This window comes from Mucilaginibacter sp., from assembly GCF_965277465.1.
GTDB lineage: Bacteria > Bacteroidota > Bacteroidia > Sphingobacteriales > Sphingobacteriaceae > Mucilaginibacter.
Genome location: NZ_CBDICW010000002.1, coordinates 217403 through 230400, shown reverse-complemented (window position 1 = coordinate 230400; position 12998 = coordinate 217403). Strand labels below are relative to the sequence as shown.

The 12998-nt window shown below is 40.2% G+C and carries 25 protein-coding genes; all 25 read right to left on the bottom strand.

Translation table 11 applies throughout. The features are described from left to right. Positions 1-49 precede the first annotated feature (49 nt). Positions 50-1042, bottom strand: coding sequence for a DNA-directed RNA polymerase subunit alpha (locus ACQY4U_RS13350; RefSeq protein ID WP_428329934.1), 993 nt, complete (start codon positions 1040-1042; stop codon positions 50-52). A 94-nt stretch (positions 1043-1136) separates the two neighbouring features. Further along, the gene (gene rpsD, locus ACQY4U_RS13345; RefSeq protein ID WP_428329933.1) at positions 1137-1745 is read right to left on the bottom strand and encodes a 30S ribosomal protein S4; all 609 of its coding nucleotides are present in this window, start codon (positions 1743-1745) and stop codon (positions 1137-1139) included. A 69-nt stretch (positions 1746-1814) separates the two neighbouring features. Beyond that, positions 1815-2204, bottom strand: coding sequence for a 30S ribosomal protein S11 (gene rpsK / locus ACQY4U_RS13340; protein WP_259097382.1), 390 nt, complete (start codon positions 2202-2204; stop codon positions 1815-1817). A 129-nt stretch (positions 2205-2333) separates the two neighbouring features. Next, positions 2334-2711 (bottom strand): 30S ribosomal protein S13, encoded by a 378-nt coding sequence (rpsM, locus tag ACQY4U_RS13335; RefSeq protein ID WP_428329932.1) that lies wholly within the window; start codon positions 2709-2711, stop codon positions 2334-2336. Between the two features lie 82 nt (positions 2712-2793). Further along, on the bottom strand, positions 2794-2910 hold the full coding sequence (rpmJ, locus tag ACQY4U_RS13330) for a 50S ribosomal protein L36 (protein WP_073405774.1): 117 nt from the start codon (positions 2908-2910) through the stop codon (positions 2794-2796). A gap of 7 nt (positions 2911-2917) precedes the next feature. Continuing rightward, positions 2918-3136: a translation initiation factor IF-1 gene (gene infA / locus ACQY4U_RS13325; protein WP_022833270.1), complete on the bottom strand. Its 219-nt coding sequence runs from the start codon at positions 3134-3136 to the stop codon at positions 2918-2920. Between the two features lie 63 nt (positions 3137-3199). Further along, positions 3200-3991, bottom strand: coding sequence for a type I methionyl aminopeptidase (gene map / locus ACQY4U_RS13320; protein WP_428329931.1), 792 nt, complete (start codon positions 3989-3991; stop codon positions 3200-3202). Positions 3992-4001: 10 nt separating this feature from the next. Continuing rightward, positions 4002-5345 (bottom strand): preprotein translocase subunit SecY, encoded by a 1344-nt coding sequence (secY, locus tag ACQY4U_RS13315; RefSeq protein ID WP_428329930.1) that lies wholly within the window; start codon positions 5343-5345, stop codon positions 4002-4004. A 7-nt stretch (positions 5346-5352) separates the two neighbouring features. Continuing rightward, positions 5353-5799 (bottom strand): 50S ribosomal protein L15, encoded by a 447-nt coding sequence (gene rplO / locus ACQY4U_RS13310; RefSeq protein ID WP_428329929.1) that lies wholly within the window; start codon positions 5797-5799, stop codon positions 5353-5355. Between the two features lie 4 nt (positions 5800-5803). Beyond that, positions 5804-5983, bottom strand: coding sequence for a 50S ribosomal protein L30 (rpmD, locus tag ACQY4U_RS13305; RefSeq protein WP_428329928.1), 180 nt, complete (start codon positions 5981-5983; stop codon positions 5804-5806). A gap of 6 nt (positions 5984-5989) precedes the next feature. After that, complete coding sequence (rpsE, locus tag ACQY4U_RS13300; RefSeq protein ID WP_428329927.1) at positions 5990-6508, bottom strand: 30S ribosomal protein S5; 519 nt, start codon at positions 6506-6508, stop codon at positions 5990-5992. Positions 6509-6520: 12 nt separating this feature from the next. Further along, positions 6521-6874, bottom strand: a complete 354-nt coding sequence (gene rplR, locus ACQY4U_RS13295; protein WP_428329926.1) for a 50S ribosomal protein L18 — start codon at positions 6872-6874, stop codon at positions 6521-6523. Between the two features lie 5 nt (positions 6875-6879). Next, the gene (rplF, locus tag ACQY4U_RS13290) at positions 6880-7437 is read right to left on the bottom strand and encodes a 50S ribosomal protein L6 (RefSeq protein ID WP_428329925.1); all 558 of its coding nucleotides are present in this window, start codon (positions 7435-7437) and stop codon (positions 6880-6882) included. A gap of 17 nt (positions 7438-7454) precedes the next feature. Next, on the bottom strand, positions 7455-7853 hold the full coding sequence (rpsH, locus tag ACQY4U_RS13285; protein WP_428329924.1) for a 30S ribosomal protein S8: 399 nt from the start codon (positions 7851-7853) through the stop codon (positions 7455-7457). Between the two features lie 121 nt (positions 7854-7974). Further along, positions 7975-8244 (bottom strand): 30S ribosomal protein S14, encoded by a 270-nt coding sequence (rpsN, locus tag ACQY4U_RS13280; protein WP_428329923.1) that lies wholly within the window; start codon positions 8242-8244, stop codon positions 7975-7977. Continuing rightward, positions 8237-8800 (bottom strand): 50S ribosomal protein L5, encoded by a 564-nt coding sequence (gene rplE / locus ACQY4U_RS13275; protein ID WP_144913850.1) that lies wholly within the window; start codon positions 8798-8800, stop codon positions 8237-8239. Before rplE ends, rpsN begins: the two co-directional genes overlap by 8 nt. Further along, complete coding sequence (gene rplX, locus ACQY4U_RS13270) at positions 8800-9144, bottom strand: 50S ribosomal protein L24 (RefSeq protein ID WP_428329922.1); 345 nt, start codon at positions 9142-9144, stop codon at positions 8800-8802. The genes rplE and rplX overlap by 1 nt, the downstream gene beginning before the upstream one ends. Before the next feature lie 2 nt (positions 9145-9146). Beyond that, entirely contained in the window at positions 9147-9515 is a 369-nt protein-coding gene (gene rplN / locus ACQY4U_RS13265; RefSeq protein ID WP_073405786.1) for a 50S ribosomal protein L14, read from the bottom strand. A 1-nt stretch (position 9516) separates the two neighbouring features. Beyond that, positions 9517-9771, bottom strand: coding sequence for a 30S ribosomal protein S17 (rpsQ, locus tag ACQY4U_RS13260; protein WP_428329921.1), 255 nt, complete (start codon positions 9769-9771; stop codon positions 9517-9519). A 19-nt stretch (positions 9772-9790) separates the two neighbouring features. Further along, a complete protein-coding gene (rpmC, locus tag ACQY4U_RS13255) occupies positions 9791-9994 on the bottom strand; it encodes a 50S ribosomal protein L29 (protein ID WP_428329920.1) in 204 nt (67 codons plus the stop codon). 89 nt (positions 9995-10083) lie between these two features. Further along, entirely contained in the window at positions 10084-10506 is a 423-nt protein-coding gene (rplP, locus tag ACQY4U_RS13250; RefSeq protein ID WP_091376362.1) for a 50S ribosomal protein L16, read from the bottom strand. Positions 10507-10553: 47 nt separating this feature from the next. Continuing rightward, positions 10554-11465 (bottom strand): 30S ribosomal protein S3, encoded by a 912-nt coding sequence (gene rpsC, locus ACQY4U_RS13245; protein ID WP_428329919.1) that lies wholly within the window; start codon positions 11463-11465, stop codon positions 10554-10556. 6 nt (positions 11466-11471) lie between these two features. Continuing rightward, positions 11472-11900: a 50S ribosomal protein L22 gene (rplV, locus tag ACQY4U_RS13240; RefSeq protein ID WP_428329918.1), complete on the bottom strand. Its 429-nt coding sequence runs from the start codon at positions 11898-11900 to the stop codon at positions 11472-11474. Positions 11901-11906: 6 nt separating this feature from the next. After that, positions 11907-12173, bottom strand: coding sequence for a 30S ribosomal protein S19 (gene rpsS, locus ACQY4U_RS13235; RefSeq protein WP_094572255.1), 267 nt, complete (start codon positions 12171-12173; stop codon positions 11907-11909). Next, complete coding sequence (rplB, locus tag ACQY4U_RS13230) at positions 12173-12997, bottom strand: 50S ribosomal protein L2 (protein WP_428329917.1); 825 nt, start codon at positions 12995-12997, stop codon at positions 12173-12175. Before rplB ends, rpsS begins: the two co-directional genes overlap by 1 nt. Between the last annotated feature and the right edge of the window lies 1 nt (position 12998).

Here is a 12998-nt window from a genome sequence, read left to right as displayed (position 1 = left end):
CCGTTGGGCGATCAGCTCAAGCCCGCGGAATTATGCGCTCGCTTATTTATTATTCTTCGTCTAATTTAAACTTAGACAAATTCATACCAAAAGATAAACCTTTTGATTTAACCAGGTCCTGAATTTCAGTTAATGATTTTTTACCAAAGTTTCTGAACTTAAGCATATCAGCAACATCGTATGACACTAAATCAGCCAGGCTACGGATATCAGCAGCTTTAAGGCAGTTTAGGGCACGTACAGATAGATCAAGATCAACTAATTCAGTTTTAAGGATCTTACGCATGTGTAAAATTTCCTCGTCAACTTCTTTAGTTTCTTCTTTAGCCTGTGCTTCAAGCATCATATTCTCATCGCTGAACAACATAAAGTGCTGGATAAGGATCTTAGCAGCTTCTTTTAATGCATCTTCAGGATGAATTGAGCCATCAGTGGTAATATCCAGAACTAATTTTTCATAGTCTGTTTTTTGTTCCACACGATAGTTCTCGATGGTATATTTTACGTTTTTGATAGGTGTATAAATAGAGTCGATAGCTATTACACCTACATTAGCGTCAGGATTTTTATTTTCTTCGCTGGCTACATAACCACGGCCTTTACTAACTGTAAGCTCAATTTCAAGCGTTACAGATGAGTCCATGTTGCAAATAACCAAATCAGGGTTCAATACAGAGAAGTTGTTTGAAAACTTGCTGATATCGCCTGCTTTGAAAGCATCCTGTCCATTAATGATCACAAATATTTTCTCGCTGTCGCCAGATTCACCTGATTTTTTAAACCTTACTTGTTTCAGGTTCAATATAATTTCAGTTACATCTTCAACAACACCTTTGATGGTTGAAAACTCATGCATCACTCCTGAAAAACGAACGGAAGTGATCGCATAACCTTCAAGTGATGAAAGTAAGATACGACGCAGAGCATTACCAATGGTTACACCGAAGCCTGGTTCTAACGGACGAAACTCAAACGTGCCATCAAAATCAGTTGATTTCTGCATGATAACCTTATCTGGTTTTTGAAATGCTAAAATTGCCATTTATATCCTTTATTTATTGTTTACGAATTCAATTGATTTAAACCACAAAATGATTGACAGAATGTGCCAATCATGATGCGGATAAGTATCGTTATTATTTTGAGTATAACTCGACGATAAGGTTTTCCTTGATATTCTCAGGGATCTCATCGCGGTTTGGATAATTAAGGAATTTGCCTGTTAAATTAGCAGCATCCCACTCAAGCCAGCTGTATTTGTTAATTCTTCTACCAGCTACTGAGTTTGCAATTGCCTCAAGCGATTTAGATTTTTCGCGAACTGCAATAACATCACCAGCTCTTAATGTATAAGAAGCAATGTTTACAACTTCACCATTAACGGTGATATGTTTGTGACCAACTAATTGGCGGGCACCTGAACGGGTTGGAGAAATACCTAAACGGTATACTGCATTGTCCAAACGGGCCTCTAAAAATTTAAGTAAGTTTTCGCCAGTAATACCTTCTTTAGCAGAGGCACGGTGAAACAGGTTTTCGAACTGACGCTCTAATACACCGTAAGTGTATTTAACCTTTTGTTTCTCCATTAACTGGGTTGAGTACTCAGATTGCTTTCCTCTTCTTTTAGAAGCGCCGTGCATTCCGGGTGGATAATTTTTTCTTTCTAACGCTTTATCCGGGCCGAAAATGGGCTCACGGAAACGGCGCGCAATTTTGGATTTTGGTCCTGTATATCTTGCCATTGTTTTGTGGTTCTTAAAGTATCAAATAGCCTTTTGCTATCGAATCTTAGCTTTAAAAAAATTTGTTAATTAAACTCTTCTCCTCTTTGAGGGACGGCAACCGTTGTGCGGAAGCGGTGTAATATCTTTTATTGTGGTTACTTCAATACCTGCAGTTTGCAAAGTACGGATAGCTGATTCACGACCAGCGCCCGGGCCTTTAACAAATACTTCAACTTTGCGTAAGCCTAAATCGTAGGCTACTTTACCGCAATCGCCGGCAGCTTGTCCAGCGGCGTAAGGAGTATTCTTTTTTGAACCTTTAAAGCCCATTTTACCAGCTGATGACCATGAAATAGCCTGGCCGGTTTTATTGGTAAGGGTGATGATGATGTTGTTAAAAGTAGCATTGATATGTGCCTCGCCTACAGGCTCAACAATTACAATACGCTTTTTGGTTACTTTTTTGCTCTTAGCCATTTTTTTAATTATTGAGTTACCGGATTATTGGATTAATGAATAATCCGGACCCGTATAACTGTTAGTTATAATTCTTTATTCCAAACAATCAATATGCATTATACATGCACACCAATTGTTCATCACTTACTATTTAGTAGCTTTCTTTTTGTTAGCAACTGTTTTACGTTTTCCTTTACGGGTACGTGAGTTGTTTTTAGTACGCTGACCACGTAAAGGTAAACCCTTACGGTGACGTGTACCACGGTAGCAACCTATATCCATTAAACGCTTAATATTAAGCTGAACTTCTGAACGCAGAGAACCTTCAACCTTGATCTGATCGTTAATTATACCACGGATAGTAGCTAATTGATCATCATTCCAGTCCTGTACTTTCGTATTGAAATCAATACCTGCTTCAGTCAAAATCTTTTGAGCTGTTGAGCGGCCGATCCCGAAAATGTAAGTAAGTCCGATCTCTCCTCTTTTATTTTTTGGTAAATCAATACCTGATATCCTTGCCATATTTTTTATTTATTGATTGTCTGGACTACCTGGCCGTTATATTAACATCACTGCTAAAAGACCCCATCATCCAAAATTATTTTTAGCCCTGGCGTTGTTTGTACTTAGGATTCTTCTTGTTAATAACATAAAGTTTCCCGTTGCGGCGGATGATCTTACAATCAACACTGCGTTTTTTAATGGATGCTCTAACTTTCATCTCTTTCTTATTTATATCTATAGGTTATTCTACCTTTTGTTAAATCATACGGACTCATCTCCAGTTTAACCCTGTCTCCAGGTAAAATTTTGATGTAGTGCATACGCATTTTCCCAGAAATGTGCGCAATAATCTCGTGACCATTTTCCAGTTCAACCCTGAACATTGCATTAGATAATGCTTCCCGAATTGTTCCGTCTTGTTCAATCGAAGATTGTTTAGCCATATTTTACTGATTATTACTTAATTATCCGCCCTAAAACCGGGTTGCAAAATTAATAAAAATATTTTAATTATTATTTTTTTCTTTTAAAACATTATCTACATATGTAAATGTAGAAAGAATGTCGGGTTTCCCCTTGCTCACAGCTACCGTATGCTCATAGTGAGCAGATGGCTTGCCATCAACCGTTGATACGGTCCATCCATCGTCCCAAAACTTAACACGGGCCTTACCAGCGTTTATCATTGGTTCAATAGCAATAACCATCCCTTCCTCTAATTTTATACCTGATCCGCGCTTACCATAGTTTGGTACCTCTGGCTTTTCGTGCAGTTCTAAACCTACACCGTGGCCAACCAGTTCTTTCACTACACCATAGCCATGCTTTTCGGCATGTTCCTGAACGGCATAACCTATATCACCAACACGGTTACCTACAATTGCTTTCTGAACACCTAATTCAAGGCACTCCTGGGTAACCCGCATCAGTTTTTTAGCGGTTTCACTAACCTCGCCAATGGCAAAGGTATAGGCCGAATCGCCAAAGTACTTATTCAGTATAACCCCACAATCAACAGATACCAGGTCACCTTCAACTAACACATGCTTTCCGGGGAAACCATGCACCACCTGATCGTTAAGTGATATACAAAGCGAAAAAGGGAACCCATGATAGTTTAAAAATGCAGGAACACCGCCGTTGTCACGGATAAATGTTTCTGCAAGTTTATCAAGATCTATGGTTTTAACACCGGGGCCTATCACCTTGGCAATCTCCCCAAGTGTTTTGGAAACAAGTAAAGAACTTTCTCTTATCAGTTCTATCTCTTCGACAGACTTATAATGAATCTTTGACATGTTTGTATGATCAGATAACAGGCTGACTTGCTCCATCCGCTGATGGAATAGCCGTACGCCCTTTAATTCTTCCTGTTTTCATCAAGCCATCATAATGACGCATCAACAAGTGGCTTTCAATTTGCTGCAATGTATCCAAAACAACTCCTACAAGGATGATCAGTGAAGTACCACCAAAGAAACGTGCAAATGCACTGCTTACGTGTACTAAACTTGCCAGCGCAGGTATAATAGCTATTATGGCCAGGAAAATGGATCCTGGTAAAGTAATCCTTGAAATTACACCGTCAATAAAGTCGGCAGTGGTTTTACCTGGTTTAACACCCGGTACAAAGCCACCGTTCTTTTTCATATCCTCAGCCATCTGGTTAGGATTAACTGTGATAGCGGTATAGAAGTAAGTGAAAAGGATAATTAATATTGCGAACAATAAGTTATGCCATAATGAAGTATAATCAGACAAAGCCATCAATATACCGTTTGAAGCTGCATTAGGAAAAAACTGAGCAACAGTTGCAGGTATAAACATCAATGCCTGCGCAAATATGATAGGCATTACACCGGCAGCATTAACCTTTAAAGGAATATACTGACGAACGCCGCCATACTGTTTGTTACCAACTATACGCTTTGCATACTGTACTGCAATTTTGCGGGTACCCTGTACAATTAATATAGTAAACATTACCACAAGGATAAGGGCTACAATTTCAACTATAAAGGTAACCAAACCACCTGCACCTGCATTACGCGACTGGAACTCTGTGATAAGTGCACCTGGCAATGCGGCTATTATACCAACCATAATGATCAGTGATATACCGTTACCAATACCTTTATCAGTTATTTTTTCGCCCAACCACATAATAAACATGGTACCTGCCGTTAACACACACATATTTAAAACTGTAAAATATGGGTTAGGTAGGTTCATCTGATCAACAGTGATCTGCGAATGTAAATAAGCAAATGCCTGTAAAAAAGTAATGATGATGGTTAGGTAGCGCGTCCATTGATTTAGCTTGTTACGGCCGCTTTCGCCTTCTTTTTGAAGTTTAGCGAAGTAAGGAACAGCAATACCTAATAATTGCACCACGATAGAAGCCGAAATATATGGCATTACACCCAATGCAAAAATAGAGGCACGTGCAAACGATCCTCCTGCAAACATATTCAGTAAGCCAGTAAGCCCTTCCTTAGCTTGCTGATTGTTCAGCGAAGCCGCGTTTACACCCGGAAGTACAACGAATGAGCCTACACGATATATTAAAAGAAATAAGAGTGTGTTAGTAATACGCACTCTTAGATCATCGATTTTCCAAATATTGGATATTGTGGTGAAAAATTTCTTCATCGAAAAATTATAGCTTAACTATGGTACCACCCGCTGCTTCAATAGCTTTTTGAGCGGTAGCAGTAAATGCATGTGCTTTAACTTCTAATTTGGCAGTTAACTCGCCACGGCCAAGGATCTTAACCAGGTCGTTACGTGAAGCCAAACCATGTTCTTTAAGGATATCAAAATCAACTACTGCAAGCGAGTATTTTGAAACTAATTCCTGAAGTACATCTAAATTAACGCCAGTGTATTCAACACGGTTAGGATTTTTAAATCCTACCTTAGGCACACGGCGTTGTAAAGGCATCTGACCACCTTCAAAACCAACTTTAGCGCTGGTACCTGAACGTGAGCCTGCACCTTTATGGCCACGGGTTGATGTTCCGCCACGGCCAGAACCTGTACCACGGCCAATTCTTTTTCTATTTTTAGTAGAACCTTCTGCAGGTTTAAGATTACTTAAATTCATGATATTAAATATTTTCTACCGCTACCAGGTGATTTACTTTCTTAACCATACCGATGATAGCCGCAGTAGCTTCAACTTCCACGCTGTGGTTGATCTTTTTTAAGCCCAGGGCTTCAACTGTTCTTTTTTGGCGCTCACTTCTATCGATCACGCTTTTAATCTGAGTTATTTTGATTTTTGCCATGACTGATTATCCGTTAAATACTTTACCTAAACTAACGCCGCGTTGTTGAGCTACAGTATAAGCATCACGTAATTGTGATAATGCTGATACAGTTGCCTTAACCACGTTGTGCGGGTTAGATGAACCTTTTGATTTAGCCAATACATTGTGAATACCTGCCGACTCTAATACAGCACGCATTGCACCACCAGCAATAACACCGGTACCATTAGCAGCTGGTTTCAAAAATACAAAACCGCCTGAAAATTTACCAATTTGTTCGTGAGGTATAGTGTTGTTAATGATCGGAACTTTAACTAAGTTCTTTTTAGCATCATCAATACCTTTTGCAATTGCTTCTGTAACCTCTTTAGCTTTACCCAAACCGTAACCTACAACACCGTTTTCATCACCTACCACTACAATGGCAGAGAAACTGAATGTACGGCCACCTTTGGTTACTTTGGCTACACGCTGTATGCTTACCAAGCGGTCTTTTAATTCGATCTCGCTTGTTTTTACTCTTTTTATGTTGATTGTTGACATTTCTCTTTTCGATTAAAAGTTTAAACCACCTTCACGTGCACCATCAGCCAGTGATTTAACACGACCATGATACAAATAACCGTTCCTGTCGAAAACCACGTCTATTATACCTGCAGCAATAGCTTTTTCAGCAACCAGTCTACCTACGGCAACTGACTGATCAATTTTAGGGCCTTTTTCTGCGTTGAAATCTTTTGACAATGATGAAGCAGACACAAGTGTCTTGCCGGTAACATCGTCAATGATCTGCGCGTAAATACCTTTGTTACTTCTGTATACTGACAAACGTGGACGTTCAGTTGAACCTGAAAGGCGCTTTCTGATCCCCTTCTTAATTCTGTCTCTTCTTGATAATTTAGCTCCCATGACGATTATTTTTTAGATGCTGATTTACCTGCTTTTCTTCTCAATATCTCGCCAACAAACTTGATACCTTTACCCTTGTAAGGCTCTGGTGTACGTAGTGAGCGTATTTTCGCAGCTACCTGACCAATAAGTTGTTTATCAATTGACTCCAGAATAATTGTTGGGTTCTTACCCTTTTCAGCAGTGGTTGTAACTTTAATTTCTGTTGGTAACTCAAACACATAGTGGTGAGAGTATCCCAATACAAGATCTAATGTATTACCGGTATTAGTTGCGCGGTAACCCACACCTACTAATTCCTGTTGTACTTTATAACCTTCGGTTACGCCTGTAACCATATTGTTTATCAATGCACGGTATAAACCATGTAATGCTTTGTGGCGTTTTTGATCTGAAGGGCGTTTTACAACTAAATTTCCTTCTTCCTGTTCAACAGTGATATCACTGTCAACAGCCTGATGCAACTCACCTTTTGGGCCTTTTACACTAACAACATTATCTGCTGATACTGTAATTGTAACTCCCTGAGGTAGTGCTATAGGTGATTTTCCTACTCTTGACATTGCTTAATTTCCTCCTATTAATATACGTAGCATAAAACTTCGCCACCAACGTTTAACTGACGGGCTTCTTTATCGGTCATTACACCTTTTGAAGTTGACAGGATGGCGATACCTAAACCATTTAATACTCTTGGCATATTGTCCATGCCTGCGTATTTTCTCAAACCTGGTTTACTGATGCGCGAAATGCTGCGGATTGCAGAAATTTTAGTTATCGGGTGATACTTTAAAGCCACTTTGATAGTGCCTTGTACGGTATTGTCTTCAAACTTGAAGTTGGCAATGTAACCTTTGTCGAAAAGCACCTTAGTGATTTCCTTTTTCAGATTTGATGCAGGAATTTCAACAACCCGGTGGTTGGCTTTAATAGCATTCCTTACTCTTGTAAGATAATCTGCGATTGGATCTGTATTCATTTTATTGTGTTATGATAGCGGTTTCCCTCTCCGTAACATCCGGAGCGACCTTCTATCGTTTAAATTCTTCTTTTATGCGTAAAGCAATAAGCGGTTAGGCCTAAAGCTTTCCAAGCTTAAATTACCAGCTTGCTTTCTTTACTCCTGGTATTTTACCAGCTAAGGCCATATCACGGAAAGTTACACGTGAGATACCAAATTGGCGCATATAACCACGAGGACGACCTGTTAATTTGCAACGGTTGTGCAATTTTACAGGAGATGATCCTTTTGGCAATGCATCTAATGCTGCATAATCACCTTCGGCTTTAAGGGCCGCTCTTTTTTCAGCGTATTTAGCTACTAATTTAGCACGTTTAACTTCACGTGCCTTTACACCTTCTTTAGCCATTGTTATTTTGATTTTTAAATGGTAATCCAAATTGTTTCAACAACTCCAATGCTTCAACATCGTTTGTTGCGGAGGTTACAAAGGTAATATCCATACCCTGGATTTTATTGATCTTGTCAATATTTATCTCAGGAAATATAATTTGCTCAGAAACTCCTAAAGTATAGTTACCGCGACCGTCAAAACCTTTATCATTAATACCCTTGAAATCACGGATACGTGGTAAAGCCACAGCGATCAAACGATCTAAAAACTCATACATTGTATTGTCACGTAAGGTAACACGTACGCCGATAGGCATGTTTTTACGTAATTTAAAGTTTGAGATATCTTTCTTAGATTTTGAAGAAACTGCTTGCTGACCTGTAATGGTTGTCAATTCAGTAATTGTACTTTCGATAAGTTTTTTATCAGTAGTAGCACCACCAACACCCTGGTTGATAGCGATTTTTTCAAGCTTAGGAACCTGCATTACGCTTTTGTACTGAAATTTGTCTTTCAGTGCAGTACGAATCTCGTCCTTATACTTTGTTTTTAATCTTGGTACGTATTCCATTACTTAATTTCCTCTCCAGATATTTTTGCAACTCTAACTAATTTGCCGGCTTCGTTCCTTTTACGGCCAACACGTGTTGGTTTGCCAGATTTAGGATCAATCAGCATCAGGTTTGAAACAGCTATAGCAGCTTCCTGCTTAACAATTCCGCCGTTAGGTTTTGCTGCGTTAGGTTTGGTATGTTTTGATACCATATTAGCGCCTTCAACAATGGCTCTGCCTTTTTCTAATATTACCTCTAATATTTTACCTTCTGATCCTTTTGAATCGCCGGCTATAACCTTTACCAGATCACCTTTTTTGATCTTTAGTTTGGTAGGTTGTATATGTTGTTTCTTTTCCATGATTACAATACCTCGGGTGCTAATGATACAATTTTCATAAATTGTTTCTCACGTAACTCTCTTGCTACCGGGCCAAAAATACGTGTTCCTCTTGGCTCATCCTGGTTGTTTAACAAAACTGCGGCATTGTCATCAAAACGGATATAAGAACCATCTTTTCTACGGATCTCTTTTTTAGTTCTAACCACAACGGCTTTTGAAACGGTACCTTTTTTCACGTTACCTGATGGTAATGCGCTTTTTACGGTAACTACTATCTTATCGCCGATTGATGCATACCGTTTACCGGTACCACCCAACACACGGATCACTAAAACTTCTTTAGCACCGCTGTTGTCAGCTACGTTTAATCTTGATTCCTGTTGTACCATCTTATTTAGCCCTTTCTAAAATTTGAACTAATCTCCAGTTTTTGTTTTTGCTCAGCGGGCGGGTTTCCATAATCAATACGGTATCGCCTATACCACAGGTATTAGCTTCGTCATGAGCCATAAATTTGGTGGTTTTCTTAACGAATTTACCATAGATAGGGTGTTTCACTTTCCTTTCTACAGACACAACTATGGATTTCTCCATCTTGTTGCTTACTACCAAACCGGTACGTGTTTTTCTTAAATTTCTTTCCATTTTTCTCGACGCTTAAAAATTATTCAGAAGCTGACGCCGCTTTGCGCTTTGTTATTTCAGTATTTAAACGAGCGATGTCCTTTCGTACCTTTGTGATACGGGTAGGGTTTTCAATAGCAGAAACCGCATGTGCAAATTTCAGTTTAGTGAGCGTTGTTCTCTCTTCGCTGATCCTGGCAACCAATTCTTCAGTTGACAACTCCAAAATTTCTGAGTTCTTCATTTTATTTTATTAGTTTTTTTGAGTTTTTAGTTTCAAGCTCAAATATCTTTCAACCGGATACTGCGAACTCAAACTGCTAACTTTTTTATTTATGCTTCTACGTAATCTCTACGTACTATAAACCGTGTTTGCACAGGTAACTTTTGTGCTGCAAGGCGTAATGCCTCTTTTGCAGTTTCCAAAGGTACACCTTCTGCTTCAAAAATGATCCTTCCGGGGCGTACTACCGCTACCCAGTATTCTGGAGCACCTTTACCTTTACCCATACGTACCTCTGCTGGTTTTTTGGTTACGGGCTTGTCAGGAAATATCCTGATCCACACCTGGCCTTCACGTTTCATAAAACGTGTTACAGCTATACGTGCAGCTTCGATCTGGCGGCTGGTGATCCAGGCCGGCTCGAGTGATTTTATACCGAAAGATCCGAATGAAAGTTCAGCGCCACGACTGGCGTTTCCCTTCATTTTGCCTTTTTGCATCTTTCTGAACTTCGTTCTTTTTGGCTGTAGCATTTTCTTAAGCTTTTATATCTTAACGATATATTTTTCTACTTTAATTATTATCTCTTTCCTGGTCCACCTGGACGATTTCCGCCTGGACGGCTACCACCGGCACCCGGTCCACCTGGACGGCTTCCTGGGCCACCTGGGCGGCTGTTTCCAGCTGCGCCACCTCTGCGGTCATTTGCACCACCGGCAGGTTTTCTGTCGCCTCTGCGTTCGCCACCACGTTCGCCGCCTCTTTCATTGCCGCCACGACCGCCGAAGCCTGCCGCGCCGCCTTCAGGGCGTCCGCCTTTACCGCTGCTGCTGCTTGTACCGCCAATGTTTGGTGATAGATCGCGTTTGCCGTAAACCTCGCCTTTGCAAATCCAAACCTTAACACCTATTTTACCATAGGTAGTTAATGCTTCAGCTAATGCATAGTCAATGTCTGCACGGAAAGTATGTAGCGGAATTCTTCCTTCTTTATATTGTTCAGAACGTGCCATCTCAGCACCGCCTAAACGGCCTGATGTCATAACCTTAATTCCTTCAGCACCCATTCTCATGGTTGAAGCAATTGTGGTTTTCATTGCACGACGGAATGAGATACGAGCTTCAAGTTGTTTTGCTATACCTTCAGCAACTAATTGTGCATCAAGCTCAGGGCGTTTGATCTCAAATATATTGATCTGAACTTCCTTTTTAGTTAGTTTCTTTAACTCTTCTTTTATCTTATCAACCTCGGCGCCGCCTTTTCCTATAACAATACCCGGACGGGCAGTGTGTATAGTTACAGTGATGCGTTTTAGTGTACGTTCAATAACTACCTTTGATACACCACCTTTTGAGATACGTGCTGATAGATATTTACGGATTTTTTCGTCTTCAACTAATTTGTCGGCATAATGATTGCCACCGAACCAATTAGAATCCCAACCTCTGATGATTCCTAATCTGTTACCTATTGGATGTGCTTTCTGTCCCATTTCAAATTAATTGTTGTCGTTTTTACTATCTACGATCAGGTGTACGTGGTTTGAACGTTTGCGGATACGGTATCCTCTTCCTTGCGGAGCAGGGCGTAACCTTTTTAACTGACGACCACCGCCTACTGAAACCTCTTTAACATAAAGGTTGCTATCTTCAACACGTTTGTCTTCGTTTTTTGCTTCCCAGTTTTTAATAGCTGATAACAAAAGCTTCTCTACACGTATTGCTGCTTCCTTATTTAAGAACTTTAGTGTATATAACGCTTTCTCAACGTTTACACCGCGGATCAGGTCAACCACCAAACGCATTTTACGTGGTGATGTAGGGCAGTTTTGCAGTTTGGCAACAGAAGCGCCGCCTTGCTGAGCTTTTTCCTGCTCTTTGCGTTGTCTGATCAATACAGACTTTTTAATTTTTGTTGTTGCTTCCATTGCCTGTTATTTTTTCTTTTCTGCGTGACCACGGAATGTACGGGTTGGTGCAAACTCTCCCAGCTTGTGTCCAACCATGTTTTCTGTTACGTACACAGGGATAAATTTATTACCGTTGTGTACTGCGAATGTATGACCAACGAAATCAGGAGAGATCATGGAACGCCTTGACCATGTTTTTACAACTGATTTTTTATTTGAATCATTCAGCACCATAACTTTCTTGTCTAAGTTATGATCGATGTAAGGTCCTTTTTTAATTGAACGAGCCATTATTTTTTCCTTCTTTCAATGATATAACGATCCGATGTTTTCTTTTTGTCACGAGTTTTGTAGCCTTTAGCTAATAAACCTTTACGTGAACGTGGATGACCACCTGAGGCTCTTCCCTCACCACCACCCATAGGGTGATCTACCGGGTTCATGGCAACACCACGAACTCTTGGCCTGCGGCCCAACCAGCGTTTTCTACCAGCTTTACCTAAAACCTCATTGGCTTTTTCAGCATTTGAAACTGAACCAATAGTTGCAAGGCATGTTGCCAGTATCATACGGGTTTCGCCTGATGGCAACTTGATGATGGCATATTTACCATCACGAGCCGATAGCTGGGCATAAGTACCTGCACTACGTGCAATGGTACCACCCTGGCCCGGGTTTAATTCAATATTGTGAATGATTGAACCAAGTGGGATGCTCTTTAGTGGTAAAGTATTACCAACTTCAGGAGCTGCACTCTCGCCAGATACAACGGTCATCCCAACTTTTAAGCCGGTTGGAGCTATCATGTATCTTTTCTCGCCATCAACAAAGTGTAGCAATGCTATACGTGCTGAACGATTTGGATCATATTCAATTGTTGCAACTTTTGCAGGGATATCAAACTTATTACGTTTGAAGTCAATTAACCTGTATGATTGTTTATGACCACCACCCATGTAGCGCATAGTCATTTTACCGCTGTTGTTACGTCCGCCTGATTTTTTGTGAGCCACAACCAATGTTTTTTCAGGAACATTTGTAGTAACATCCGAATAATCGGCACCAACTCTGAAGCGGGTACCCGGAGTAACCGGTTTAAATCTTTTAACTGCCATC

Excerpts from the sequence above, each read along its gene's own strand:
- map (WP_428329931.1), bottom strand. The coding sequence starts at position 3,991 with ATGTCAAAGATTCATTATAAGTCTGTCGAAGAGATAGAACTGATAAGA.
- rplX (WP_428329922.1), bottom strand. The coding sequence starts at position 9,144 with ATGGAAAAGAAACAACATATACAACCTACCAAACTAAAGATCAAAAAA.
- rpsD (WP_428329933.1), bottom strand. The coding sequence starts at position 1,745 with ATGGCAAGATATACAGGACCAAAATCCAAAATTGCGCGCCGTTTCCGT.
- rpsN (WP_428329923.1), bottom strand. The coding sequence starts at position 8,244 with ATGGCTAAAGAAGGTGTAAAGGCACGTGAAGTTAAACGTGCTAAATTA.
- rplE (WP_144913850.1), bottom strand. The coding sequence starts at position 8,800 with ATGGAATACGTACCAAGATTAAAAACAAAGTATAAGGACGAGATTCGT.
- rplV (WP_428329918.1), bottom strand. The coding sequence starts at position 11,900 with ATGGAAGCAACAACAAAAATTAAAAAGTCTGTATTGATCAGACAACGC.
- rplB (WP_428329917.1), bottom strand. The coding sequence starts at position 12,997 with ATGGCAGTTAAAAGATTTAAACCGGTTACTCCGGGTACCCGCTTCAGA.
- secY (WP_428329930.1), bottom strand. The coding sequence starts at position 5,345 with ATGAAGAAATTTTTCACCACAATATCCAATATTTGGAAAATCGATGAT.
- infA (WP_022833270.1), bottom strand. The coding sequence starts at position 3,136 with ATGGCTAAACAATCTTCGATTGAACAAGACGGAACAATTCGGGAAGCA.
- rpsC (WP_428329919.1), bottom strand. The coding sequence starts at position 11,465 with ATGGGACAGAAAGCACATCCAATAGGTAACAGATTAGGAATCATCAGA.
- rplR (WP_428329926.1), bottom strand. The coding sequence starts at position 6,874 with ATGGGAGCTAAATTATCAAGAAGAGACAGAATTAAGAAGGGGATCAGA.
- rpsM (WP_428329932.1), bottom strand. The coding sequence starts at position 2,711 with ATGGCAAGGATATCAGGTATTGATTTACCAAAAAATAAAAGAGGAGAG.
- rpsS (WP_094572255.1), bottom strand. The coding sequence starts at position 12,173 with ATGGCTCGTTCAATTAAAAAAGGACCTTACATCGATCATAACTTAGAC.
- rpsH (WP_428329924.1), bottom strand. The coding sequence starts at position 7,853 with ATGAATACAGATCCAATCGCAGATTATCTTACAAGAGTAAGGAATGCT.
- rpsQ (WP_428329921.1), bottom strand. The coding sequence starts at position 9,771 with ATGGAAAGAAATTTAAGAAAAACACGTACCGGTTTGGTAGTAAGCAAC.
- ACQY4U_RS13350 (WP_428329934.1), bottom strand. The coding sequence starts at position 1,042 with ATGGCAATTTTAGCATTTCAAAAACCAGATAAGGTTATCATGCAGAAA.
- rplO (WP_428329929.1), bottom strand. The coding sequence starts at position 5,799 with ATGAATTTAAGTAATCTTAAACCTGCAGAAGGTTCTACTAAAAATAGA.
- rpmC (WP_428329920.1), bottom strand. The coding sequence starts at position 9,994 with ATGAAGAACTCAGAAATTTTGGAGTTGTCAACTGAAGAATTGGTTGCC.
- rpmD (WP_428329928.1), bottom strand. The coding sequence starts at position 5,983 with ATGGCAAAAATCAAAATAACTCAGATTAAAAGCGTGATCGATAGAAGT.
- rplP (WP_091376362.1), bottom strand. The coding sequence starts at position 10,506 with ATGCTACAGCCAAAAAGAACGAAGTTCAGAAAGATGCAAAAAGGCAAA.
- rplF (WP_428329925.1), bottom strand. The coding sequence starts at position 7,437 with ATGTCAAGAGTAGGAAAATCACCTATAGCACTACCTCAGGGAGTTACA.
- rpmJ (WP_073405774.1), bottom strand. The coding sequence starts at position 2,910 with ATGAAAGTTAGAGCATCCATTAAAAAACGCAGTGTTGATTGTAAGATC.
- rpsK (WP_259097382.1), bottom strand. The coding sequence starts at position 2,204 with ATGGCTAAGAGCAAAAAAGTAACCAAAAAGCGTATTGTAATTGTTGAG.
- rpsE (WP_428329927.1), bottom strand. The coding sequence starts at position 6,508 with ATGTCAACAATCAACATAAAAAGAGTAAAAACAAGCGAGATCGAATTA.
- rplN (WP_073405786.1), bottom strand. The coding sequence starts at position 9,515 with ATGGTACAACAGGAATCAAGATTAAACGTAGCTGACAACAGCGGTGCT.